Source organism: Actinoplanes sp. NPDC020271 (assembly GCF_044388125.1).
Taxonomy (GTDB): Bacteria; Actinomycetota; Actinomycetes; order Mycobacteriales; family Micromonosporaceae; genus Actinoplanes.
On the sequence record NZ_JBIRWQ010000026.1, the window covers coordinates 19,098 to 43,086 of the forward strand.

Genomic DNA, 23,989 nt, shown 5'->3' on the forward strand with positions numbered 1-23,989 from the left:
GCAGCCGGTTGTCGACTCGTCGATGAGGCCGAGCGGTGACGATCAATCCGGGCTCGGCGACCGGCACAGCAGGTCTGCGAGAGAGTCCGGCGGCGTACCCGGATGACGCCTGAAATCGGCGCGCCCAGTAGCCACATCGAGTGCAGTCGGCAGCGCGGTAGGCCTACTGATCGACCGCCTGACGGACAGAACTCTGCACAGCCGGCGACGTTTCGTCGTCGAGCCGGTGGTCACCGACGGCGGCGAAAAGGACGATGGGTAGTTCCTTGTCGTGGTGGCCGACGCCCACGCAGACGACACGGTCGCCCACCCGCCATGTGTCGACCTCGACGGCGAACTGTGAGAGTTCGCCGGCGAGCGGCGGAACGTCCTCCCCGGCGAGGGAACGGTCGAGGACCGGCCAGAGCGGCACCCGGGCCGGTCTGCCCCAGAACTCGGCGAGACGGTCGGCCAGCTCGTCGCTCTGTGCTTGATATTCCGTACCGATCGGCTCGATGAGTTCCCGCTCCTCGGGTTCCCAGAACTCCTGGCTTTCCCGGAGGAACGCCACCACGTGGCCGGACGGCAGCTCGGCTGCGGCCAGCGCGCGGATCTTGTCGACCAGTTCTTGGATTTCTGCTGCTGAGCTCACGTTGTCTCCAGCATCTTCACGCGTGTTGCACAGCATAGGGAAGGGCGATCGACGATCAAAAACTAGCTGTCGACGAAACGGAACGTGGTTCCGTATGATGGTTGCGGAACCACGTTCCGTTTTGACGGGTGAGGAGACCACCGTGCCTTCGTTCGGGATCATGACCGCGCAACAGCAAGTCGGCTACCAGGACGTTCTGCGCGTCTGGCAGGAGGCCGACGCCGTGCCCGAGATCGACCACGCCTGGCTCTTCGACCATCTTCTGCCGATCGGCGGCGACCCGTCCGGGCCGATCCTGGAGGGCTGGACACTGCTCTCCGCGCTGGCCGCCCAGACCCGCCGCCTGCGGCTCGGGCTGCTGGTGACCAGTAATCGCTTCCGGCCGCCGGCGATGCTCGCGAAGATCGCCATGACGGTCGACATCGTCTCCGGCGGGCGGCTCGACTTCGGGATCGGTGTCGGGTCGCGCCCCGGGCATCCGCTGGCGGTGCGGGAGTACACCGCGCACGGCCTGCCGTTCCACGACGTCGACCACGCGGTGGGGAGCCTCGACGAGGGTCTGACCGTGATCAAGCGATTGTGGACCGAGGCCGAGCCGTTCGACTTCGACGGGGAGTTCGTCCAGGTCACCGGTGCCTTCGGGAGCCCTGGGCCGGTGCAACGGCCGTACCCTCCGATCATGATCGGCGGACGGGCGTCGGCCACGCTGCGGATCGCCGCCCGGCACGCCGATCTCTGGAACATCGCGGGCGGTGGGCCGATCGACGACCTCGCCGCCCGCAGCGCTCTGCTGGACCGTTACTGCGAGAAGATCGGGCGGGACCCGGCCGAGATCACCCGCTCGATCCACCTCGGCGTCTCCTACGACGACCCGGCGCACACCCGCGCGAAGATCGCCGAGGCGCTCGCCGCCGGTTTTGAGCATGTCATTCTCAGCGTGCCCGACCCTTACCCGCAGGGCGTCGCGCGCTGGCTCGCCGACGAGGTGATCATTCCGGGCAGGTGACGTCGCGCCGGGTCCCGTCGACCAGGAAGCGGGTGACCCGGGCGTCGTCCCCGACGGTCAGGTCAACCCCACCATCGTCACTCGTAGCGGTACTTCAACGCGTCCGCCTCCGTCCGCTCGATGTCCGCGATCGTCAGCTCCGGCAGGCGCAACTGCGCCAGCGTCACCTCGGCCGACGTCGGCTGGGCGTCCGCCGGCAGCCACTGCTCCGGCTTCCAGGCCGCGCCGCGCATGAGCGCTTTCGGACAGTGCGGGTAGACCTCTTCGATGCCGACGACCAGCGCACTGGCCGGCGGCTTGCCCACGGCGGTCAGCTGTGCCAGCAGCTCGGGGCGGGTCGAGACGCAGGCCCGGCCGTTGACCCGCAGCGTCGTGGTGCGCCCCGGGATGACGAACAGCAGCCCGGCCCGGCCGGTGGCGACCACGTTCTGCAAGGTGTCGAGGCGCTTGTTGCCGGTCGCGTCCGGGATCGCCACCGTCCGCGAGTCCAGCACACTGACGAACCCGGCCGGGCCGCCGCGCGGCGAGACGTCGACGTTGCCGCCGGCGTCGACGCTGGCGACGAAGACCAGCGAGGCGCACGCGACCAGCTGGCGGGTCTGCTCGGTGAGCTCGGTCATCTGCTTGCGGACGGCTCGCTCGTTGGGAAACTCATACGTCCGGCGCAGCGTCTCCGGATCAGTCACAGCATCGAGGCGCAGCGCGTCGAAGGCGCTGCCGGCAACAGTCGACGTCATGACGCCGACTCTAATCGTCAACCGTGAATGGTCGGACCCGCTTTCCACGCTTCGGTCGCCGCATCTCGGACAAGACGGCAGTCGCGGCTCGCCGTGTCGCCTGACTTCGTCCGCGTTCGCCGAGCCAGGGCGCGACGTGACCAGCAGCGCGCCCCCGGACCCCTGGACTCCGCTCAGCGGCCCGGACCCGCCGCGTGCGGGCGCGGAGGGAGTCACTGGGCGATGATGACCTCGGTGCCGGTGCGGCGGATGGCGTCGAGGGCGGCGGCGTCGGCGCCGGCGTCGGTGACCAGGGTGGCGACGTCGGTGACGGGGCAGATGCCGGCCAGGCACACCTTGCCGACCTTGGAGCCGTCGGCGACCACGATGACCCGGTCGGCGCGGCGGATCATGGTGGCGTTGGTGTTGGCCTCGATCTCGTCGTGGGTGGTGAGGCCGCCGCGGGCGCTGATGCCGTCGACGCCGACGACCGCGACCGCCATGTTGAGGCCCTGCAGCGCCTGGTCGGCGATCGGGCCGACCAACTCGTACGACTGGGTCCGCGACACCCCGCCCGTCATGATCAGTTTGAGGCGGGGGCGCAGGGCGAGTTCGGCCGCGATGTTCAGTGCGTTGGTGACGACGGTCAGGTCGACGCGCTCGGCGAGCAGGCGCGCGAGCAGGTGCGTTGTCGTTCCGCCGGTGAGGCCGAGCGTCAGTGGCCCCTTCGGGAGCAGTGCCGACACCGTACGCGCAATGAGGGTTTTTTCTTCGCGATGCTGCCCGGTGCGGTAGCGGACCGGCAGCTCGTAGGCGACGTCGACCGCGACGGCGCCGCCGTGGGTGCGGGAGAGCAGCCGCTGGTCCTCGAGAATCTGCAGGTCGCGCCGGATGGTGGCGTGGGAGACGGCGAATTCCTCGGCGAGGGCGCCGGCGTCGACCGACCCGGTGGCGGTGACGCGTTCGAGGATGGCTGACACGCGGTCGGCGCGGCGCAGGGACGACATGGAACCTCTTCACTGACGACTGATCAAACGCGCAGTCATGATAGTTCGTTTCCGCGCGATCCTTGCACGAGCGTGCACCCGGCCGGAAACTCCTCCCATGACCGTGATCGCATTCCTGGGCGCCGGCAGTGTGGTGTTCACCCGCGAACTGCTGGCGGACATCCTCTCCTTCGACGAGCTGCGCGGCGTCACCCTGTCCCTGCACGACATCGATCCCGAGCGTCTCGAGACCGCGGAGCTGATCGCTCGCCGCACCGCGGAACAGCTCGGCGCGAGTCCGGAAGTGACCACTCACCTCGATCGGCGCAGCGCTCTGGACGGCGCCGACTTCGTGATCAACGCGATCCAGGTGGGCATGTATCCGGCCACCGTCCGTGACTTCCAGATTCCCGCGAAGTACGGGTTGCGGCAAACCATCGCGGACACGCTCGGCGTCGGCGGGATCTTCCGCGCGCTGCGCACGTTCCCGGTGCTCGACGGGATCGCCGCGGACATGCGCGCGGTCTGCCCGGACGCGTGGCTGCTGAACTACACGAACCCGATGGCGATGAACGTCGCCTATCTCGGCGCGATCGCCCCCGATCTGCACGTCGCCGGGCTCTGCCATTCGGTGTTCTGGACGGTGCACGACCTGGCCGCGCTGCTCGGTGTCCCGCACGAGGAGATCGACTACACCGGTGCCGGCGTCAACCATCAGGCCTGGCTGCTGCGGTTCGAGCATCGGGGCGAGTCGCTCTATCCCCGGCTCGACGAGCTGCTCGACCAGGACCTGCAGCTGCGCCGCCGGGTCCGGATGGACATGTACCGGCGGCTCGGCTACTTCCCCACGGAGACCAGCGAGCATTCTTCCGAGTACGTGCCCTGGTACCTCCGCCACGACGCGGAGATCGATCGGCTTCGCATCCCGGTCGGCGATTATCTCCGGATCAGCGCGCAGAACGTCGACGATTACCACGCCACCCGGCGCGGCCTGCTCGCGGGCGAGCCGCTCGACCTGACCCGGCCCGCCACCGAGTACGCGCCGCAGGTGATCCACAGCATGGTCACCGGCATGCCGCGCCGCATCCACGCCAACGTGATCAATTCCGGGCTCATCAACAACCTTCCTTCCGCGTACGCCGTGGAGGTCCCGTGCCTGGTCGACACGGCGGGTGTGCATCCGGATCCGGTCGGTGACCTCCCCCCGCAGTGCGCGGCGTTGAACCGGGCGTTCGTGAGCGTCGGCGAGCTGACCGTTCGTGCCGCCCTCGACGGCGATCCGCGCATGGTCCGGCAGGCCGCGATGGTCGACCCGAACACGGCCGCGACGCTGACCGTGGACGCGATCTGGGAGCTGTGTGACGAGCTCACGGCCGCGCACGGCGACCTGATGCCGGCGAGTCTGCGTGGCTGAACGCGCATCCCAGAACGTTCACTTGCTGCTCACATCTTGTAAAGCGAGCACAAACGAGCATAATCCACGGGCATGAATAACACGTTCGCCGAGATCACCAGTCAGCCCGAGGTGTGGCGGCGGACCGCGTCGCTCACCGCGCTCGCCCGGCAGGAACTGGCCGCGCCGGGCGAGCGGATGCTGCTGCTCGGCTGCGGCACGTCGTGGTTCGTCGCGCAGAGCATCGCCGAGCTGCGCGAGAGTGCCGGGCTGGGCGAGACCGACGCGATCTGCGCCTCCGAGTACGTGCCGCGCCGCCGTTACGACCGGGTCGTCGCGATCAGCCGCTCGGGCACGTCGACCGAGGTGCTCGACGCGCTGCGCCAGGTGCCGGACGGCACGCGGCGGATCGCGGTCACGGCCGTGCTCGGTGAACCCGTGGACGACCTGACCGACGTCCAGCTGTTGCTCGACTTCGCCGACGAGCGCAGTGTCGTGCAGACCCGATTCCCGACCTCCGTGCTGGCGCTCGCGCGTACGGCGTACGGGAAAAAGGATCTTGATCTGATCGTCGCCGACGGTCGGGCCGCTCTCGCCGTGGCACTGCCGGCCGACCCCGCCGACATCGATCACCTGGTGTTTCTCGGTACCGGATGGACCGTCGGCCTGGCCCACGAGGCGGCGCTGAAGGTCCGCGAGGCAGCTCAGGCCTACTCCGAGTCGTACCCGGCGATGGATTTCCGGCACGGGCCGGTCGCGGTGGCCGGGCCGCGCAGCCTGATCTGGTCGTTCGGTGACGTGCCGGCCGAACTCGACGACGTGGCCCGGCGCGCCGGCGCGACCGTGCACCGCGACGACCTGGACCCGATCGCGCAGCTCGTGCTCGCGCAGCGGTTCGCGCTCGCCCTGGCCGCCCACCGCGGCCTCGACCCCGACACTCCCCGCCTCCTTACCCGCTCCGTGGTCCTGACCTGACCAGACCTGACCAAAGCCTGACCAGACCAAAGCCTGACCTGACCAAGGCCTGACCTGACCAAGGCCTGACCAGACCAAAGCCTGACCAGACCAAAGCCTGACCTGACCGAGGCCGGACCTGACCAAGGCCGGACCCGGTCGAGGTCTGGCCGGAAGTGATCGCTGCTCCGAAGATCGACGTCCTCACCTGAACCGCCACTGTCGCCGCGGAGGTGTCCCGAGATGAGACCTGGACTGATCACCGGCGGCGCGGCCGCCCTGCTGTTGCTGACCGCCTGCATGGGCGGAACCACGGAACCCGGCAAGGACGCCGCCGCCGGCTACGACCCGACCGCGACCGTCGAGATCACCTGGTGGACGGGCCAGACCGAGGAGGCCGAGAAGGTCGCCGAGACGCTCGCGGCCGAGTACCACACCGCCCACCCGAACGTGACGGTCAAGACCTCACCGGGCGCGCCGACCACCGACGACCTGCTCACCAAGCTGTCGGCCGGCTTCACCGGCGGGAACTACCCTGACGTCTCCTACGCCTACGGCAGCTGGGCGGGCGAGCTCGGCGGCAGCGGCAAGACCCAGGATCTGACCGCTTTCGTTCAGGATCCGTCGTTCGCGTGGGCGGAGATCCCGGAGGCCGCCCGCCAGACCGCGACCACCGACGGCAAGGTGATCGGCGTCCCGGCGCTGGTCGACAACATCGCGCTGATCTACAACAAGACGTTGTTCGACAAGGCGGGGCTCTCCTATCCGACCGATCAATGGTCGTGGGAGGACTTCCGGGCGGCCGCGAAGAAACTGACCGACGCGGGCACCAACACCTACGGAACGGCCTATTCGGTTTCGGGCAGCGAGGACACCACCTGGCATCTGTGGCCACTGCTCTGGCAGAACGGCGGGAAGATTCTCGACGGCAACAAACCGGCCTTCAACTCGGACGCCGGCGTGAAGGCCCTGGAAACGTTGCGGCAGATGGCCGTCGACGACAAGTCGATGTATCTCGATCAGACCGACGAACGTTACTGGCGTCTGTTCAACAGCGGGCGGATCGGGATGATGCTCTCCGGCCCGTGGTCCCTGATCGAGCTGAAAGAGGCCGCACTGTCCTACGGCGTGGCCGATCTGCCCGGTGTCAACGGCGACCACCAGACCGTTTCCGGCCCCGACCTGTGGGTCCTCTTCGACCACGGCGACGTCGACCGGGCCGGTGCCTCCCGCGACTTCGTCAAGTGGCTGACCAGCTCGGGGATCGACGCCAAGTGGAACCTCGCGGTCGGCAACCTGCCCCTGCGCACGGCCGAGTCCACCACCCCGGAATTCGCGAACTACGTCAAGGAGTACCCGGGCGGCGACAAGTTCTTCGCGAACCTCGCCAACGCCAGGCAGGCGCGTCCGACCGTTCCCGGATACGAGGAGATGAGTCGCAACGTCGGTGACGCGATCGCCTCCGTACTGCAGGGGAGATCGACGCCGGAAGAGGCGCTGGACGCCGCCGCCAAGAAGTCCGAGAACGCGCTGGTGAACTGATGGCGTCCCTGACGTTCGCGGTGGCCCGGCCGGTCCCGGCCCGGCCCCGCCGGAAGGCCCGGCGCCACCTGACCGGCTGGGCCTTCGTCGGACCGGCCACGCTGATCGTTGTCGGACTCTCACTCTTTCCCGCGGTGTGGGCGTTCTTCATCTCCCGGGCCAAGTGGAACGGCATCACCGCCGGAGTCCCGGTCGGCTGGCGCAATTATCAGCAGCTCGCCCAGGACCCGGACATGCTCGCCGCGGCCCGGCACACGCTGCTGCTGACGGTGCTTTTCGTGCCGTTGTCGATCGGACTCGGCATGGTGGTGGCGATCGCGCTCAATCAGCGGATCCGGCTGATCGGCTTCTATCGCACCTGCATCTTCGTGCCGTACGTCGCCTCGGCCGCGGCCACCGGCATTCTCGCGTCGTTCGTGTTCAATCCGCAGTTCGGCGCGGCCAACGACGTGCTGCGCCACCTCGGCATTCCACCGCAGCAGTTCCTGGAGAGCCCGTCGCAGGCGCTCTACGTGATCGTGCTGATCGCGCTCTGGGGCGAGGTCGGATTCACCACCGTCATCTACCTGGCCGCGCTGCAGGACATCCCGAAAGAGCTCGTCGAGGCGGCGACGATGGACGGCGCCGGGCGGTGGCGGGTGTTCCGGCACGTCACGCTGCCGGAGCTGCGGCCGGTGACGGTCTTCGCCGCGGTCTGGCAGACGATCACCGCGGTCCAGTTGTTCGACCTGATCTACACGACGACGCGTGGCGGTCCGCTCAACAGCACCCAGACGGTCGTCTATTACATCTACGAGCTGGCATTCCAGACGCAACGACTCGGATACGGTGCGGCGGCCGCCTACCTCCTGTTCGTCGTCACGTTACTGCTCACGCTCGGCATCATCTGGTACAGCCGCCGGCGCGGTTCGGAGGTGTTCTAGGTGAGACGTCTGCCGTTCAGTCCCTGGCATCTGCTGCTGATGCCGCTGGCGTTGCTGTTCGTACTGCCGCTGGTCCACATGGTCCTGACGTCGTTCATGAGCAACGCGGAGATCAACCAGTTCCCGCCGAAGCTCGTCCCGACGACGCTGCACCTGGAGGGCTGGCGGGCGCTGCTCTCCGAGACCAACGCGCCGCGCTGGCTCCTCAACTCGATCATCGTGGCCGCCGTGTCCGTTCTTGCCCACCTGGTGCTCTGCTCGACGGCCGGCTACGGGTTCGCCCGCCTGAAGTTCGCCGGCCGCGGCGTCGCGTTCGTGGTCGTCGTCGCCACGGTCATGATCCCGATCCAGTTGCTGATGATCCCGACGTACCTGATGTTCGCCCGGATCGGCATCGTCGACACGCTCGCCGCCGCCTTCGTGCCCTGGCTCGCCTCCGCGTTCGGGATCTTCCTGATGCGCCAGTTCTTCCTGGCCCTGCCCGTCGAACTGGAGGAAGCGGCCCTGATCGACGGCTGCGGGCGCTGGCGCACGTTCCGCAGCATCGTGCTCCCGCTGGCCCGCCCCGCGTGCGCCACCCTCGCCGTCTTCACCCTGCTCTCCAGCTGGAACGACCTGCTCTGGCCACTGATCGCGATCTCCGATGACAGCCGCTTCACGCTCCAGGTCGGCCTGGCCACGTTCCAGGGCACCCGGCACACCGAGTGGTCCCAGCTGATGGCCGGCAACGTGCTGGCGACAATGCCCCTGATCCTGGCGTTCCTGCTGGCCCAGCGCCGCTTCATCGCCACGATGACATTCACCGGTCTCAAGGGCTGAAGGCAGATTTGTCGTACGGGCGGTGCATGATCTCGCCGTGACATGGACCGAACGCGGCGTCGCTGTCCGACGCGGAACTCGACGGATTCGGTCCCGCGCTCGGCGCGGTCTTCGACTCGTTCATCGACGAGTGGGACACGCCGAGGGCGGTCCTGGCGCGGCTCGGCGAGCTGCACGGTGCGGCGTTCGCCAGGGCCGCTCCCCGGCCGCCCCGCAGACGGTTGCCGCCGTCGTGGAGATCCTGGCCACGCGCCCGGGTCCCGTGCCCGCGAAGGCCCTCGGCGAGCTGTCCGGCATCGTGAGCAGGAAAGCGTTGCTGTCCAGGATCCAGGTCGCCCTGAACCGCCGGCCCCCGCGCTGATCGGCGGGCAGTCGGCCGCCGGCTACTCCACCGGCTGCGGGATCGGCAGGAACGCGACGTCGGTGACATCGGCAGCCAGCTCGGTGAAATCGGTACCGTACGCGGCCGGCTCGACGACGCGCAGCACCAGCGCGAACGGCCGATCGGCGCCGAAGGTGCGGTGGAGCCCGGGGTAGCGTGCGGCCAGGTACCGGGCGCCCGCGAGGTTACTGGCCGCGCTCAGGCCGCCGATGAAGAACACGGGATGGCCGCCGGCCGGGCCCCAGAACCGGGCGAGCAGAACGTAGCTGACCTCGGGGCTGAGCACGTATTCGGTGTCGCCGACGGTGAACGCCATCCGGCGCTTCTCCGCGTCGAAGACCTCGTACGTCACCCCGCGCAGGATCGTGCGCACATGGGTGGTGCTCCGCGGGCTGGCCTCGCCCGGGCCGCCTACGCAGAACTCGGTCAGCCGGCCGATCTCCCCGACCGGCTGGCTCTCGCCGACCCGATCGGCGTGCGCCCCGCACTCCCGCGCGATGGTGGCCAGCTCCACCAGGGCGGCGACGTCCCGGCGGTGGACACTGAACTCCCGCGGCGACGACGCGTGCCGGGAAACCACCAGCAGACAACTGGTCCCGGCGGTGAGGCCGAAGAAGGCACGTTCCCGGTTCAGCCTCCGCCAGCGCAGCAGGAACCCCGCGAGCCAGACAGCGGTGCCGGCGATGACGCTCGCCAGGAGATTGATCAGAAGGTCACCCACACCCCGATGATGTCCGATGCCGTCCCGTCCCGATCAGGCCGACCTGCGGCCCGCGTCTGTCGCCCCGTCGATGTTGTCGCAAGGCGGCACGGATGCGTGGCGGGAGGAGCGGCCGCTGCGCCCGCATGCGGCCCCGGCTGGTCCTGACCGTGGTGATGGAGGCGGAATTACCACGGTGAGGCCCGGCCGGGGACGGGAGGGGCGTGGCCGCCGTGACCACCGGTGACGTGGCGGGGATGCCACGGGACGGTGGTCACGGCGTACGGGGAAGGGGGTTCAGCTTGTGGATCTTTGGTTGTATTTGCGTTTTGCCCAGACGTAGGAAAGGGCGGAGACAACCGCACACCACGCCAGAGTGATCCAGGCGCTGTTGCCGATCCCGGTGCCGAGCAGGAGGCCGCGGAGGGTTTCGATGACCGGGGTGAAGGGCTGGAATTCCGCGAATTGGCGGAGGCCGGCCGGCATCGTCTCGGTGGGGACGAATCCGCTGCCCAGGAACGGGAGCAGGGAAAGGAACATCGGGGTGTTGCTGGCCGTCTCGACGCTGTTGGCGGCCATTCCCAGAGCTACGGCGAGCCAGGTCAGGGCGAAAGAAGTGGCGAGCAGGACACCGAGGACGGCGAGCCATTCGAGCGGGGTGGCGTTCGGGCGGAAACCGATCAGCAGGGCGATGCCGAGGACGAAGAACAGGGCGATGAAGATCTGTACGAGGCTGCCGAGGACGTGCCCGGTGAGCAGGGCTGCCCGCGCTATGGCCATGCTGCGGAAACGGTCGACGATGCCTTCGGTCATGTCCATCGCGATGGAGATGGCGGTGCCCGCGACCGCGCCGGCGACGGTGAACAGGAGAATGCCGGGGGTCAGGTAGTTGACGTATTCGGAACGGCCGCCGCCGAGGCCCGCGCCCAGGGTGCCGCCGAAGACGTACACGAAAAGAAGCAGGAAGATGACCGGCAGGCCGATCAGCATGATGGTGAGCGACGGATAACGCTTCAGATGCAGCAACTGCCGGTTGAACATGGTGCGGGAATCGGTGATGGTGTTCGCCAGCGTCGTCATTGGTTCCCCTCGGAGGAAGCGCCGGTGAAGGCGAAGAAGACGTCGTCGAGATCCGGGGTGTGAATGGTCAGATCGGCGGGTTCGATCCCGGCCTGCTCGAGGGCGGCCAAGGCGGCGCGCAGTGACGCGACCCCGCCGTCGCTGGCGACCTGGAGGGTGAGCGCGTCGCCGTTCTTCTGCGCGACGTCCAGCACGCCGGCCGCGGCCCGGAACGCGGCCGGGTCGGCGAAGCGCAGCAGCAAATGACCGCCGGGGATGCGGCGTTTCAGCTCGTCAGGGGTGCCTTCGACGACGATCCGGCCGTGGTCGAGGACGGCGATCCGGTCGGCGAGCTCGTCGGCCTCGTCGAGGTACTGTGTGGTGAGGAAGACCGTGACGCCCTCGGCGACCAGGCCGCGGACGATCTGCCACATGGTGTGCCGGCTGCGCGGGTCGAGGCCGGTCGTCGGCTCGTCCAGGAAGATCAGCCGCGGGTTGCCGACCAGGGTCATCGCCAGGTCGAGGCGGCGCTGCTGACCGCCGGAGAGCAGCGACACCGGCTTGTTCGCGGATTCGGCGAGGTCGAAGCGCTCGATCAGCTCGTCGACGCGGCGTTTGCCCTCGATCTTGCCGAGGCGGTGCAGGGCGGCCATCAGGCGTAGGTTCTCCCCGACCGTCAGCAGGCGGTCGACGGCCGCGAACTGGCCGGTCAGGCCGATCGAGGCACGAACGCCGTCGGGGTCGCGGGCCAGGTCGTGCCCGGCGACGCGGATCGAACCGCCGTCGGGCGGCAGCAGGGTGGCGAGGATGCGGACCATCGTGGTCTTGCCGGCGCCGTTCGGGCCGAGCAGAGCGAACACGGTGCCCTCGGTGACGGTCAGGTCGATGTCGTCGAGGACGGTTGTCGTCCCGAACGTCTTGCGCAGACCGGCCACCGAAACGGCGGGCCGGGTGGAGACGGTGGTGATCATCGGGAGCTCCCAGGGCAGGCGTCATCGCGGCCGGTTTCGTGCGAAACGGCCGAGCAGAAAGGGGAAGCAGAAAGGGAGAACAGAAAGGGAGAACAGAACGGGGGAGCAGAACGGGAGAGGTCAGGCGCGGTGGATCAGGATGTCGCCGAAGGCGGTGCGGGCCCGGACCTCGGCCCGCTCGTCGGACTCCGAGGGCCCGTCGGTCGCGGTCATGTCGTTGCGCACGTTGCCGTAGTGGGTGTGCACATCGAGGCGGGCGGCGGTGCCGCTGCGGATGCCGACCTCGATGCGACCGGCCGCGGTGCGCAGGGTCGCGGCGCCACGGATCAGTTCCCGTACGAGAATGTTGCCGTTGGCCGTGTTCGCGGTGATGCCGGCGCCGGCCTGGTCGGCTCCGATGTCACCGTTCGCGGAGTTGATCCGCAGTTCGCTGCCGGCGTGACCGACCCAGCTCTCGCCGTTGCCGTTCTTCAGCGTCGCCGGGCCGGCCACCGAGCGGATCTCCAATTTGCCGGAGCCGGTCGTCATCCGGGCGTCGCCGTTGACGGTTTCGGCCGTGGCCAGGCCCATCCCGGTCAGCATGGTGAGGCTTTCGGCCTGCTCGACCCGCAGGTCACCGGCGCCGCTGCGGAGCCGGCAGTCGCCGAGCGGGCCGGCGCAGCGGGCGTTGCCGACGCCGAGTTTGGCGTCGACGCCGGAGCCGGCCGGCAGTTCGATCAGCACTTCGATGCTGCCGACCTTGCCGAACATGCCGAGGCCCGGCTGGCGCGGGCCGCGCACGGTGAGTGTGCTGCCGAGCAGGTCGACGCGGGTCTGTTCGGCAGCCCGGAGGTCGCGGTCGCTGTCGTCGCGGCTGGGGCGGACGGTGACGGTGGTGTCGGGCCGGTCGCCGGCGACGACGGTCAGCTCGCCGATCACCAGGTCGACGGAGGCGGTGATCGTTCCGGGGGTGTCGAAAACGGGCATCTCAGTCTCCTCGAGGGTCAGCGGACCCAGCCGCTGTAGCGCTGGCCGCCACCGGTGGCCGGGTTGGTGAAGGACGGGCGGGGGGTGTCACCGTCGGCCGCGGCGGACGCGGCGCGGATCAGCCAGGTGTTGATCGAGACGCCGTCGCGGGCGGCGGCCTGCTCGACCCGGCCCTTGAGGTGCTCCGGCAGGCGCAGACTGATCCGGACCATGGCTTCGTCCTCGGCGGGCGACGAAGCCGGTGCCGGAGCCGGAGCGGTGGCCGGCGACGCCGGGTCGGCCCAGGTCTCGGCCGGGGCCGGCGTCACCACGAACGAGGGCTCGCGCTGACGCAGGCGCAGGTCGACCGAGCCGGGCGCGAGGTCGCGGGTGATCTCCGCGGCCGCCTCGGAGAGGGCGTCGAGCAGGGCGAGCCGGACCGCGGACTCGAGTGGCGCGGTCAGCCGCTCGGCCAGCTCACGGGCGTCATCGCCGCCGGTGGCCGCCGCGAGCGCGAGCTCGTGACGCACGGCGTCGATGTAGGGGCGCAGTTCCATGACATCACTATGGCATCACCGTGATGCCATGCACAACCCTTTGGTGTCACCGTGGCATCAGAGCCACGGACGTAGCTTCTCCGGGTTGCGGACCGCCCACATCCGGCTGACCCGCGCGCCGGTGATCTCGAACGCGACGACGCCGGTGGTGACGCCGTCCAGCTGCACGACCAGGCCGGGCTGCCCGTTGACCGGCCGCTCCAGCAGGCACAGGCCGGGAGCCCGCTCGGCCAGACCGGCGGCGTAGCGGGCGACCTCGACGCTGCCCGTGATCGGGTGCAGCAGCGCGCTGACCAGGCCACCGCCGTCGGCGATCAGGTGCGCGTCCGGGTCGAGCAGCCCGACCAGCGCGGCGATGTCCTTCGACTCCCAGGCGTGCTTGAAGTCGCGGACCACCCGGGCCTGCTCGGAGACCGGCGGCGTCGGCGCGGCGGACGTGGCGATCCGGCGGCGCGCGGAGGACGCCAGCTGACGGCAGGCCGCCGGAGTCCGGCCGGCGACCTCGGCCACCTCCGCGAACGAGTAGCGGAACACGTCGTGCAGGATGAACGCGACCCGCTCGGCCGGCGTCATCGCGTCCAGGACCACCAGGAACGCCATGCTCACGGACTCGTCCAGGGTGATCCGGTCGGCCGGGTCGTCGCCCGCGGTGCTCGGGACCGGCTCCGGGATCCATTCGCCGACGTAGCGTTCGCGCCGCACCCGCGCCGACCGCAGGTGGTCGAGGCAGATCCGGCTCGCGACCTTGGTCAGCCACGCGCCCGGCACGTCGATCGCTTCCTGCTGCGCAGGAGGAAGAGCAAACCATCGCGCGTACGTCTCCTGGACCACATCCTCGGCGTCGGCGAGCGAGCCGAGCAGGCGGTACGCGACGTTGATCAGCTGGCGACGCTCGTCCTCCGGAGTCCTCATGACACTCCGACGAGACGACGGCCGCGAATGTGAGGGGCTGACGTTCCGCCCGCCCGTCTCGTCGAACCCGGTATGGACATCACCTCACGCCTCCCCGACCCCACGCAGTTCTTTCCCGAGCTGGGCGGCTGGGCGGCCGCCCTGACCAAAGCCCTCAACAACGGCACCGTCCCGGCGACCACGATCGCGCTCGTGCACCTGCGGGTCGGGCAGATCGTCGGCAGCACGTATCACACCGTCCGGCAGAGCGGGATTCTGCGCAAGGCCGGTCAGTCCGAGGAACGGATCACCGCCGTGGCGTCGTGGCGGGACGCGCCGTACTTCGATGCATCCGAACGTGTCGCCCTGGAACTGGCCGAGGCCGTGTGCACGCCGAACCCGACCGGTGAACGCGTCACCGACGACCTCTACCGGCGGGCCGCGGAGCACTACGACGAGCCGGCACTCTGGACGTTGACGCTGGTCATCGCCCAGATCCTGTTCTTCGTGCCGGTCGCCGCGATCGCCAAACCGATCCCTGGCACGCCGTTCGGCAAGAACTACCGCCCGTAGATCTCCTCCGGGAAGGCCTGGGCCTCGGTGCCCCCGGCGGCGCGCGTGCTGAGCGAGCCGGCGACCGCGGCCCAGGCCACCGCCTCCTCGATCGAGCGGCCGGTCAGGCGGGCGGCGAGGAAACCGGCGTTGAAGCTGTCCCCGGCGCCGACCGCGTCGACCACCTCGACCGGGACACCCGGCGCCCCGCACTCGCCACCCGGCCACCAGGCGCGGGCGCCGCGCGCGCCGTCCTTCATCACGACCGTGGTGTCCAGGACCTTGGCGCCCTGACCGTTCGTGATCGCGTCGAGCTCGGCGGCGTTGGGCAGGAACACGTCGGTGTGCGGCAGGATCTCCGGCATCCACTCCCAGCGCTCGGTGGGATCCCAGTTGGTGTCGAGCGACGTGGTCACGTTCTTCCGGTGGGCGCGGGCGAAGACCCCGGCCAGCCCCGCCGCGAGTTCCGGCTGCAGATAGAGCGACGCCACGTGCACGTGTCCTGTGCGTTCGAGCAGTTCATCGGTGACGTCCTCGGGCCGCAGCGCGGCAATCGTGCCGGGCAGGGTGAGCATCGCCCGGTCGTCGGCCTCGCTGAGCACCACGGTGACCCCGGTCGGCGCGCCTCCGGCAGCAACCCCGATCAGGCGTACGCCGCGAGCCGTCAACCTCTCACGCACCAACGCCCCGAAGAAGTCGTCGCCGATGGCCGTGAGCAGCGCGGTCCGCAGCCCCAGCCGCGCGCAGCCGGTCGCGGTGATCGCCGCCGACCCGCCCAGCACCAGGTCGGCGCCGGTGAGCAGCTGTTCCTGTTGACCGAACCGGGGCCGGACGTCGCCGCGCAGCAGCAGATCCGGGTTGGCGTCACCGACGACGAGAACGTCGAACTCGTGCATCCGCAGGGTCCTCCGATGTTCATATGGACAGTTTCGATGCACGATACGCGCACGATCGACTATTGACACGTGCGCGTTCGATCAGTTGGAATCAAGCCAACGATCGCCGCCCAGCCGGTAACCAGTCCGGCAGTCAGGTCGCCAGGGCCGTTGTGCAACGCCCGAGGCGGGGCAGATCCTCACGCCCGCGGAAGCCCCACATGATCGTCACCGTCACGCTCAATCCCGCGCTCGACCTGACCTATCCGGTCGACGCGCTCGTCCCGCACCACACCCACCGGGTCACCGCGGTCGCCGAACGCGCCGGCGGCAAAGGACTCAACGTCGCCCGGGTGCTGCACGCGCTCGGCGAACCCGTCCTCGCCACCGGGCTGCTCGGCGGGCCGACCGGTTCCGTCGTCGCCGGACTGCTCGACGCCGACGGAGTGCCGGCCACGTTCACCCCGATCAGCGGGGACACGCGGCGAACCGTCGCCGTCGTCGACCACGAGGACGCGACCGGCTTCTGGGAACCCGGACCGGTCGTCCCGGCGGCCGAATGGTCCCGCTTCGTCGAGCACTTCCGCGACCTGATCGGCCGCGCGTCGGTGGTCACCCTCTGCGGCTCACTCCCGCAGGGACTGCCGATCGACGCGTACGGCGTCCTGACCCGCCTGGCCACCGAAGCCGGCCGGCCGGTGCTGCTGGACACCAGCGGGCCGGCGTTGCGAGCCGGACTGGCCGCGGGGCCGGCCGTGGCCAAACCCAACGCCTCGGAACTGTCCGCGCTGGTGCCGCAGTGGTCGGTCACCGACGTGCGGGCGCTGACCAGCGGCACGGTCGTCGTCACCGACGGGGCGGCCGGGCTGCGGGCGATCACACCGGACCAGGAGTACCACTGCGCGCCGCCGGCCCCGATCACCGGCAACCCGACCGGGGCCGGCGACGCGTGCACGGCGGCGCTGGCCCGGGGGCTGCGCGATCGGACACCCTGGCCGGAACTGCTGGCCGACGCGGTGGCACTCGGGGCAGCGGCCGTGGCCAGCCCGGTGGCCGGGGCGTTCGACCCCGACGTCTACCACGCGATGCTGGCCGGTGCCGGATGCTGACGCCGACCGGGGAACTGATCACCGACGTACGGGCCCGGGGCGGCGCGGCGTGCGCGTTCAACGTGATCACCGTGGAGCACGCCGAGGCGATCGTGACCGGGGCGGAGAACGCCGGCTGCCCGGTGATCCTGCAGGTCAGCGAGAACGCGGTCCGCTTCCACCACGGGCGGCTGGCGCCGATCGCGGCCGCGGCCCGGGCAGTCGCCGCCGCGGCGGGCGTGCCCGTGGCCCTGCACCTCGATCACGTGGAGTCGATCGAACTGCTGGACGAGGCGGCGCCGAACGGGTTCGGGTCCGTGATGTTCGATGCGTCGAAACGGCCGTACCAGGAAAATGTCGCCGCGACCGCGAGCGTCGCCACGGCCTGCCACGCGGCCGGGTTGTGGGTGGAGAGCGAACTCGGCGAGGTCGGCGGGAAGGACGGCGCGCATGCGCCCGGCGCCCGCACCGACCCGGCGGAAGCCGCGGCGTACGTCGCGGCGACCGGCGTCGACGCACTGGCGGTGGCGGTGGGGTCGTCGCACGCGATGCTCGAACGCACGGCCCGCCTCGACCAGCAGCTGATCGCGCGTCTGCGCGACACGGTCGGGGTTCCGCTGGTGCTGCACGGGTCGTCGGGCGTGCCGGACGAGGAACTCACCGCGGCCGTGCGCGGCGGCATGGTGAAGATCAATATCGGGACGGCGCTGAACACGGCGTTCACCGGTGCGGTCCGGGCGACGCTGGGGGACCGGCCCGACCTGGTCGATCCGCGGCGGTACCTGACCCCGGCACGCTCGGCGATGGCCGACACCGTCGCCGCGGCCCTGCGCCTCCTCACCCCGGTCCTGCACCCATGACCGCGTCTACGTCGGTCCCGCTCGCGTGACAACGTTCACCGCAGCCCGCAGCCCGCAGCCCGCAGCCATGGCAACGGCTCACCCGCGCTTCCGCGCCTGGGGCAACGGCTCACCCGCGGTTCCGCGTCTGGGGCGGCGGCTCACCGCGCTTCCGTGCCCGCGCCCGCGTTTCAGCGCTTTCGTGCCCGCGCCCGCGAGCGCGTTTCAGCGCTTCCGTGCCCGGTCGCGCCGGCATGCCGGTGGCTCGTGGCTGTGTGAGCCGGCCGCGCGTCGCCGGGGCGCGACCGGGGAACCCGGCGGCTTCGGCGTGTCGTCGGGCACGTGTTGCGGCTCCCCGGTGGACGGGCGGGGCGCTCAGGAGAGGATCTGGGGGTGAATGCTCCTGTTGTGCTCGACGGTGGGGACCGGCGTTGCGTGCTGCTCCTGATCGAGCTGCGCAAGCTGATCGCCACGCTCGCGCCGGGCACGGTCGTGCACCTGATCGCGACCGACCCGGCGGCACCGCTCGACCTGCCTGCCTGGTGCCACCTCACCGGGCACGACTACCTCGGGCCGGTGCCGGGGGACCGGCCGGCCTACGCGGTCGGGGTTTCCGCGGGCGCCCGGCCGACCGATGCCGGACGCCCCTGGCGGACTATCGACTCGTGAGCCGCTCCAACTGATCCAGGAGGGACCGGTCGGTGATCTTCTCGTCCTCGGCCAACAGCAGCACCTTGCTGAGGATCACGCTGGTCATCCTGTCCTCGTCGGCGAACGGCAAAAACAGCCGCCGATGCGCCGCCGACCCGAACCCGGCCGGCACCACACACAGGTAGCCGCCCGGCTCGACGTGGATGCTGCCGCTGGTCAGGTGCACGCGGTAGGTCGCGCGGCTGCCGCGGACGACGGCCGACGACCCGTCGACCGTGACCCGAGCCAGGCCCAGATCGGAGATCAGCGCGGCCAGGACCTGCGCGCGGGACTCGGCCTGCGCCGGCGAACCCCACGGCTCGGTGCCGGCGACCGAGACGGCCAGATCCAGATCGCGCATCACCTCGGAGAACACAGCCGGTGGCACATCGGCGAGCGGCGCCGGCCGGCCGTCGCGCAGCACGCTGAGCCCGCGCACGTCGACGTCGCCCATCCCGAAGTAGCCGTGCACGTCGGCGCGCAGCGCGGCCACGAGACCGTCACCGGCCGGGCGGGTCGCGGCGAACGAGCCGTAATCCCCGTGCAGGGTCCAGCCGCGGGACGCGAGGAGCTGACCGGCGACCCTGCCGTTCACGGTCTGCCCGTCGAACCGGTGAGACACGTCGACCGCCTCGCGCTCGGCCGGCGTCGGCACGTAGACCTCGCGGAATGCTTGCTTGACCGGCTGCCGCAGCCGGCGCCGCACGACCTCGCGCTGCCAGTGGGCCAGCAGCTGCCGGTCAAGAAGTTCGACCGGGTGCACCGCGGTGACCGGCCCGGTCGCGTCGACCTCGTCGAGCAGGCCGATCGTGCCGCGCCCGTCCCGCCAGAGCAGGGCCGGCAGCATCGCCGCAGCGGCCGGCAGGGTCAGCAGCCGGGCCAGCTCGCCGGGCTGCAACGTGCCGGACGTGGCGACCAGGCTCTCGACCAGGCCGGTGCGCATCCGGCGGGCCTGGTCGCGCAGCAGCTCCTGATGATCGCGCAACTTCTGGTACGCCCCGTCGGCCCGCACCGCGCCCGGCACCGACCGCAGGGTCCGGCCACCCCGGCTCACCGTCAGCACCGGGTCGGCGCCGGCGAAATGCAGCGCGATGCCGTAGTCGCCGGTCTGCACACTCGTCGGGGAGTCACTGACCAGGCGGGACTCACAGTCCCACTCCAGACGGCCCGCGCTCTCGTAGCCGGTGACCTGCGCCAGGTGGTCGAAGGCGATCGCGATCGCGGCGGCGTGGCTGTGCCGCCGGTTCGGCCCCAGTTTCGGCCCGCGCTTCGCCACCTCGCGCAACGCCAGGTAGCGGTCGAGAACCGTCTCCTCCGGGGCCAGCGGCAGCATCCCGAACGCGGCAATGCCCTGCAACGCGTTGTTCTTCACCCGCTTCAGCACCGCGGCGCGGTTGTCCCCGAGAACCGCCGCGACCATCTCGTTCGGCTCCAGCCGCAGAAGCCGCCGGGTGGCGTCGACACCGGCCTGCTCGATTGCCGCCAGCAACGCCGCCCGATCGTGCCGGACCGCCTCGTGACCGGACATCGCCCGGATCAGCCGGACCAGCGGCGCGGTGGACTCCAGCCCGGCGAGCGGAACGAAGAAGTCGGCGTCGCCGGCCTGCAACCGCCACGCCTGCACGCGGCGCTGCTCCTCGGCCGGGCGCTCGCGGAGCAGCTCCAGCAGAGCGGCTCGTTCCTCGTCGGTGATCTCGGCGGTGCCCAGCCGCTGCCCGATCCGCGCCTCGCCGGACCACTCCATGGCCCGGCGGACGAAGCGCAGGCCCCGCAACGGCACCGGCAGCTCGTAGGGATCCGGTGTCCCCGGGGCGGAGACCTGCTGCCAGACCACCTCGTCGAGGTGGTCACGCACCGCCTCCGTGAACGGTGACCGCGGCCGGCGGAAGATGGCGAACCCCAGGTGACGGTCGTGCTGGAACGCCAGGTCGATCAGCTCGCCGTCCAACCCGCCGTGCTCGTGCAGGGTCTCCAGCACCCGGACCAGCAGGGCTCGGTCACGCAAACCGGCGGACTGCTGCTGGACCAGGGCCCGCAGCGCGGGAAGGTCGGCGGCGGCGACGGCCCGCTCGACGGCCTCGTCGAGCGCGACCCGGTCGAAGTGGGCGCGTTGCAGATCGGCGAGCAGCACCGGCACGTGGATCAACTCGGCCATGGTCAGCCACCGGCCAGGGGGACCAGGCGCAGGAAGGTGACCGGCTCGCCGAGGCGGATCGTGAGCTCCTCGTCCAGGGTGGTCACCTGGCGGCCGCCCGCGAAGATCAGGAACGAGCCGCGGGCGAATGCCTGCTGGGCGCGGGTGACCTCGGTTGCCACGTGCGGCGCCTCGGGCGGGGACCGGCGGGGGAGCCGGACCACGCCGGTCGCGGCCTGGGCCCGTACGTCATGATCGGAGAGGAATTGCCGATCGAGCATCGGGCGGCATCGCGTGGCGTCGGCGCCCACGACGCGGATCTGCTCCTCGACCGTGCGGCGGATCAGCTCACGCGCGGTCACCCGCTCCTCGGCGAGTTGCACCAGGACGGACGGCAGGCCGCCGGACGTGCCGGTGACCCGGGTGCGCACCTCGACTTCGACCATGGCCGGAACCCTAGGCGACGGGTACGACAAAAAATCGAGGCCGGAACCGCTGGAGATCAGCGGCCCGGCCCGGAGGGTGACGGTGACGTCAGCTGGCCTTGCGGTCGACGGCCGACGTGGCCTCCGCGGAAGCGCCCCCGCCACCCGTGCTCGGCGTCGTGATGTTCGCCTTGACCGCGTCGGTGTCCTGGCAGGCGGTCTGCAGCTTGAGGATGGCGCTGCTGACCTCGGCCTTCAGCACGTCCTCGTCAGGCTCGCCGGCCGCGGCCTGCGCCTTGGCCACCGCGCCGCTGAGCACGTCGGTCGCGGCGGTGATGATCGTGCTCCGCGACGTCTTGCCCACGCTGATGATCTGAGTGGCGGTCGCCACGTCCAGATCGCGCCCGTTCTGACTGTGGGTGGCGTCGTAGGCGATCGTGCACGCCCCGGCGGATCCCTTGTCGAGTCCGGCCACGTTCGCTGCCCCTGCCGCGGTGGCGGTGTCGGGGTTGTTGTCACTGTTAGCGCAGCCGGTGATCGCCAGGAGGGTGCACGCGGCGACAGCTGCGATGGTGGGTCCACGCATGGTGCGGGAGGTTACCGGCTCGCGATCATGACGATCGGGCGTGGGGTAGCGGAGTGTGACATTCGGAACGTCCGATCTGCGGGTGTCCGCATAGTTATACGGCCGAAAATCGGTGCGGGCGCTGTTGCACTGCGTAATCATCCGTGGGTTGAGCGGCGTGAACTACGGAACCACCGGACTGACCATTCCGGACACCTTGCGGAACGTGTCGGGCAGCGAGGTCTCCGGATGGTCCAGCCAGAACTGAACGCTCGTACGCAACGCCGTCATGAACGTGGCGACCAGGACACGGGCACGCAACTCCGCATCCGGGCCGGGAAGCCGGGTGACGATCTCGGCGGACAACTCACGCTCGATCGCGGTGTAGGCGGCGATCTGGTGCGCCAGATGATTCGGGTCACGATGCAGCGTCCGGCGCTGCGTCAGCCAGGACGTGTCCGCATCGGCGAAGGCCTCGCCGAGCAGGTCGGCGGCCGCGCCGGTCAGAATCGTCCAGGGGTCGGCGGCCGGCTGCCGGCGCAGCGACTCGCAGAGCCGGCGCAGGCGGTGCGCGTCGCGGTAGTAGAAGACCTCTTCCTTGTTCGCGAAATAGTTCGTGAACGTTCGCCGCGAAACCCCCGCCGCTTCCGCGATGGCGTCGATCGTGACGTTGTCGGCGCCGCGCTCGGCGGCCAGGCGGACGGCGGCTTCGTGCAGCGCCATCCGGGTGGCCATCTTCTTGCGTTCACGCAGCCCGAGGTTCTCCTCCACCCCGCAACCCTAATGCGACGTAAGCCACTTCTCAAAGTGCAAACTTGCCTAGAGTGCAAACAAGGACGAGGCTGAGTGCGGTGAGCACCCGGGGGGATGCGGTCAGTGAACGACGCAGGTGGCGATGGCCGGCGCGCATCGCCGTGATCGTGCTTGCCGCGGCCGCCGTCGGGGTCACGGTCCGCGGGCGACTCCCGGCTCCGGCGGCGATTTGGACCATTCTGCGTACGGCGGACGCGCGCTGGGTCGCGGCTGCGCTCGCGGCACAGGTGATGTCGCAGGCGGCATTCGGGTTCCAGCAGCGCAGGCTACTCGGGGCGGCCGGGGTGCGCGTCTCCCGGATCGGGATGCTGGCCATCACCTACAGCCGGTCGGCGATCAGCCTCGCGCTGCCCGCCGGGTCGGCCATGTCAGCCGCCTACGCCGTGCAGCAGTACCGCCGGCGCGGCGCCGCCGGCGCGACCGCCGCGACCGTGACCGTGCTGTCGATGGTCGCCTCGATGAGCGGGCTGCTCGCGGTGTGCGTGCTCACCTACGGGCAAGGGGCAGTGGCGGGCTGGTGGCACTCGGCGTCGTACGAGGCGATCGCCGCCGCGGCCGTGCTCGTCGCGGCGCTGGTCACGGCGGTGCGGTCCCGTCCCCGTACGCGCAAATCGGTTGACCTTGACCTGCGACAGCCCGGCGGCGAACGCCTCGCAGGAGCCGCCTCGCGACCCTCCGGCGGTGCCCAGCACTTCTCCGGCGGCGGGCAGCATCTTTCCGGTGGCGCCTCGCACTTCTCCGGCGGTGCCCAGCATCTTTCCGGTGGCGCCTCGCACTTCTCCGGCGGTGCCCAGCATCTCTCCGGTGGCGCCTCGCACTTCTCCGGCCGCGGCGGGCATGCTGCGCGGAATGCCGTGCGGCGGTTCAGGGCGCGGGCGCATCGGGAGTGGACCGCGGCGGTCACGGCCGCACGGTCGATCCGGCCGTGGGACGGCGTCGCGGCCGTCCTCTGGTCGGCGCTGAACTGGGCCGCGGACGCCTTCTGCCTGATCGCGGCGGCTCAGGCCTGCGGTCTGCCGGTCAGCTGGCGAACCGTCGGCGCGGCCTACCTGGTGGCGCAGGTCGTCCGGCAGATCCCGCTGAGCCCCGGTGGTCTCGGTTTCGTCGAGGCCAGTCTGGTCACCGCGCTGAGCATGGGCGCCTCGCCGGCCGTCGCCGCCGCAGCCGTCCTGCTGTATCGCATCGTCTCGTTCTGGCTGATCCTTCCGGTCGGGTTGATCACCTATCTGGGGTTGCGTCAGGTGCCGGCCCGGCCGCTGGACTTCCCGGTCGCTTCGCCGTTGTCCCACCCGGCCCCCGCAGTCCTCGCGGAGTCGACCCGCTGATCCTCGCCCTGGCCGGACAGGCGCGACCGCTCACCCGGTCAGCTCGCGGCCTGACGGCCCTGTCCCTTGCACCCGGATGCGGCCCTGGTCTCCGCACCGGCTTGGTCCCTGCACCGGCCCGGCCTCGGCACCGGTTTGGTTCCTGCACCCGGCCCGGCCTCGACACCGGCCTTGCTGATGCTGATCTCCATGGCCAGATTGATCCACC

Annotated in this window: 25 protein-coding genes; 11 read left to right on the forward strand and 14 right to left on the reverse strand. The window is 70.4% G+C overall.

What is annotated here, in order from left to right; all coding sequences use genetic code 11:
* Positions 1–163 precede the first annotated feature (163 nt).
* Positions 164–631, reverse strand: a complete 468-nt coding sequence (locus ACH442_RS38120; RefSeq protein ID WP_396342974.1) for a hypothetical protein — start codon at positions 629–631, stop codon at positions 164–166.
* Positions 632–773: 142 nt separating this feature from the next.
* Between ACH442_RS38120 and ACH442_RS38125 the strand changes: the two genes are divergently transcribed.
* Positions 774–1,637: an LLM class flavin-dependent oxidoreductase gene (locus ACH442_RS38125; RefSeq protein WP_396342975.1), complete on the forward strand. Its 864-nt coding sequence runs from the start codon at positions 774–776 to the stop codon at positions 1,635–1,637.
* A gap of 77 nt (positions 1,638–1,714) precedes the next feature.
* Here ACH442_RS38125 and ACH442_RS38130 read toward each other — a convergent pair whose 3' ends face one another.
* Positions 1,715–2,374 carry an MSMEG_1061 family FMN-dependent PPOX-type flavoprotein gene (locus ACH442_RS38130; RefSeq protein WP_396342976.1) on the reverse strand — a complete coding sequence of 220 codons (660 nt, stop codon included), beginning with the start codon at positions 2,372–2,374 and terminating at the stop codon, positions 1,715–1,717.
* Between the two features lie 212 nt (positions 2,375–2,586).
* Positions 2,587–3,360 (reverse strand): DeoR/GlpR family DNA-binding transcription regulator, encoded by a 774-nt coding sequence (locus ACH442_RS38135; RefSeq protein ID WP_396342977.1) that lies wholly within the window; start codon positions 3,358–3,360, stop codon positions 2,587–2,589.
* Positions 3,361–3,457: 97 nt separating this feature from the next.
* On the opposite strand from ACH442_RS38135, the gene ACH442_RS38140 reads away from it, so the two are divergent.
* The 5 genes from ACH442_RS38140 (at position 3,458) to ACH442_RS38160 (ending at position 8,970) form a co-directional block, all read left to right on the forward strand.
* A complete protein-coding gene (locus ACH442_RS38140) occupies positions 3,458–4,753 on the forward strand; it encodes an alpha-glucosidase/alpha-galactosidase (RefSeq protein WP_396342978.1) in 1,296 nt (431 codons plus the stop codon).
* A gap of 72 nt (positions 4,754–4,825) precedes the next feature.
* Entirely contained in the window at positions 4,826–5,707 is an 882-nt protein-coding gene (locus ACH442_RS38145) for an SIS domain-containing protein (protein ID WP_396342979.1), read from the forward strand.
* Positions 5,708–5,929: 222 nt separating this feature from the next.
* On the forward strand, positions 5,930–7,228 hold the full coding sequence (locus ACH442_RS38150) for an ABC transporter substrate-binding protein (RefSeq protein WP_396342980.1): 1,299 nt from the start codon (positions 5,930–5,932) through the stop codon (positions 7,226–7,228).
* Positions 7,228–8,151, forward strand: a complete 924-nt coding sequence (locus tag ACH442_RS38155) for a carbohydrate ABC transporter permease (RefSeq protein ID WP_396342981.1) — start codon at positions 7,228–7,230, stop codon at positions 8,149–8,151. The genes ACH442_RS38150 and ACH442_RS38155 overlap by 1 nt, the downstream gene beginning before the upstream one ends.
* A complete protein-coding gene (locus tag ACH442_RS38160) occupies positions 8,152–8,970 on the forward strand; it encodes a carbohydrate ABC transporter permease (RefSeq protein ID WP_396342982.1) in 819 nt (272 codons plus the stop codon).
* A gap of 383 nt (positions 8,971–9,353) precedes the next feature.
* Here the strand turns inward: ACH442_RS38160 and ACH442_RS38165 are convergent, their stop codons facing one another.
* The 6 genes from ACH442_RS38165 to sigJ all read right to left on the reverse strand — a co-directional run bounded on the left by ACH442_RS38165 (position 9,354) and on the right by sigJ (position 14,496).
* A complete protein-coding gene (locus ACH442_RS38165; RefSeq protein WP_396342983.1) occupies positions 9,354–10,073 on the reverse strand; it encodes a hypothetical protein in 720 nt (239 codons plus the stop codon).
* 276 nt (positions 10,074–10,349) lie between these two features.
* Positions 10,350–11,132, reverse strand: a complete 783-nt coding sequence (locus ACH442_RS38170) for an ABC transporter permease (protein WP_396342985.1) — start codon at positions 11,130–11,132, stop codon at positions 10,350–10,352.
* Complete coding sequence (locus ACH442_RS38175; protein WP_396342986.1) at positions 11,129–12,082, reverse strand: ABC transporter ATP-binding protein; 954 nt, start codon at positions 12,080–12,082, stop codon at positions 11,129–11,131. Before ACH442_RS38175 ends, ACH442_RS38170 begins: the two co-directional genes overlap by 4 nt.
* Before the next feature lie 120 nt (positions 12,083–12,202).
* Positions 12,203–13,048, reverse strand: coding sequence for a DUF4097 family beta strand repeat-containing protein (locus tag ACH442_RS38180; protein WP_396342987.1), 846 nt, complete (start codon positions 13,046–13,048; stop codon positions 12,203–12,205).
* Positions 13,049–13,065: 17 nt separating this feature from the next.
* Positions 13,066–13,584, reverse strand: coding sequence for a hypothetical protein (locus ACH442_RS38185; RefSeq protein WP_396342988.1), 519 nt, complete (start codon positions 13,582–13,584; stop codon positions 13,066–13,068).
* Positions 13,585–13,641: 57 nt separating this feature from the next.
* Positions 13,642–14,496, reverse strand: a complete 855-nt coding sequence (gene sigJ / locus ACH442_RS38190) for an RNA polymerase sigma factor SigJ (protein ID WP_396342989.1) — start codon at positions 14,494–14,496, stop codon at positions 13,642–13,644.
* Positions 14,497–14,568: 72 nt separating this feature from the next.
* Here sigJ and ACH442_RS38195 point away from each other — a divergent pair, with 72 nt between their 5' ends.
* A complete protein-coding gene (locus tag ACH442_RS38195) occupies positions 14,569–15,048 on the forward strand; it encodes a carboxymuconolactone decarboxylase family protein (RefSeq protein ID WP_396342990.1) in 480 nt (159 codons plus the stop codon).
* Here the strand turns inward: ACH442_RS38195 and ACH442_RS38200 are convergent.
* Positions 15,036–15,923, reverse strand: coding sequence for a carbohydrate kinase family protein (locus ACH442_RS38200; protein WP_396342991.1), 888 nt, complete (start codon positions 15,921–15,923; stop codon positions 15,036–15,038). The two genes, ACH442_RS38195 and ACH442_RS38200, sit on opposite strands and share 13 nt — an antisense overlap.
* Positions 15,924–16,123: 200 nt before the next feature.
* Here ACH442_RS38200 and ACH442_RS38205 point away from each other — a divergent pair, with 200 nt between their 5' ends.
* From ACH442_RS38205 to ACH442_RS38215, 3 genes are all read left to right on the forward strand, one after another.
* Entirely contained in the window at positions 16,124–17,011 is an 888-nt protein-coding gene (locus ACH442_RS38205; RefSeq protein WP_396342992.1) for a 1-phosphofructokinase family hexose kinase, read from the forward strand.
* Positions 17,005–17,850: a ketose-bisphosphate aldolase gene (locus tag ACH442_RS38210; protein ID WP_396342993.1), complete on the forward strand. Its 846-nt coding sequence runs from the start codon at positions 17,005–17,007 to the stop codon at positions 17,848–17,850. Before ACH442_RS38205 ends, ACH442_RS38210 begins: the two co-directional genes overlap by 7 nt.
* Before the next feature lie 372 nt (positions 17,851–18,222).
* A complete protein-coding gene (locus ACH442_RS38215) occupies positions 18,223–18,498 on the forward strand; it encodes a sulfurtransferase TusA family protein (protein WP_396342994.1) in 276 nt (91 codons plus the stop codon).
* On the opposite strand, the gene ACH442_RS38220 is transcribed toward ACH442_RS38215, so the two are convergent.
* The 4 genes from ACH442_RS38220 to ACH442_RS38235 form a co-directional block, all read right to left on the reverse strand.
* Positions 18,485–20,674, reverse strand: coding sequence for a DUF4132 domain-containing protein (locus ACH442_RS38220; protein ID WP_396342995.1), 2,190 nt, complete (start codon positions 20,672–20,674; stop codon positions 18,485–18,487). The two genes, ACH442_RS38215 and ACH442_RS38220, sit on opposite strands and share 14 nt — an antisense overlap.
* Before the next feature lie 2 nt (positions 20,675–20,676).
* On the reverse strand, positions 20,677–21,099 hold the full coding sequence (locus tag ACH442_RS38225; protein ID WP_396342996.1) for a hypothetical protein: 423 nt from the start codon (positions 21,097–21,099) through the stop codon (positions 20,677–20,679).
* A gap of 88 nt (positions 21,100–21,187) precedes the next feature.
* Positions 21,188–21,664, reverse strand: coding sequence for a hypothetical protein (locus ACH442_RS38230; RefSeq protein ID WP_396342997.1), 477 nt, complete (start codon positions 21,662–21,664; stop codon positions 21,188–21,190).
* Between the two features lie 162 nt (positions 21,665–21,826).
* On the reverse strand, positions 21,827–22,414 hold the full coding sequence (locus ACH442_RS38235) for a TetR/AcrR family transcriptional regulator (protein WP_396342998.1): 588 nt from the start codon (positions 22,412–22,414) through the stop codon (positions 21,827–21,829).
* A gap of 80 nt (positions 22,415–22,494) precedes the next feature.
* Between ACH442_RS38235 and ACH442_RS38240 the strand changes: the two genes are divergently transcribed.
* The gene (locus tag ACH442_RS38240) at positions 22,495–23,781 is read left to right on the forward strand and encodes a YbhN family protein (RefSeq protein WP_396342999.1); all 1,287 of its coding nucleotides are present in this window, start codon (positions 22,495–22,497) and stop codon (positions 23,779–23,781) included.
* Positions 23,782–23,989 lie beyond the last annotated feature (208 nt).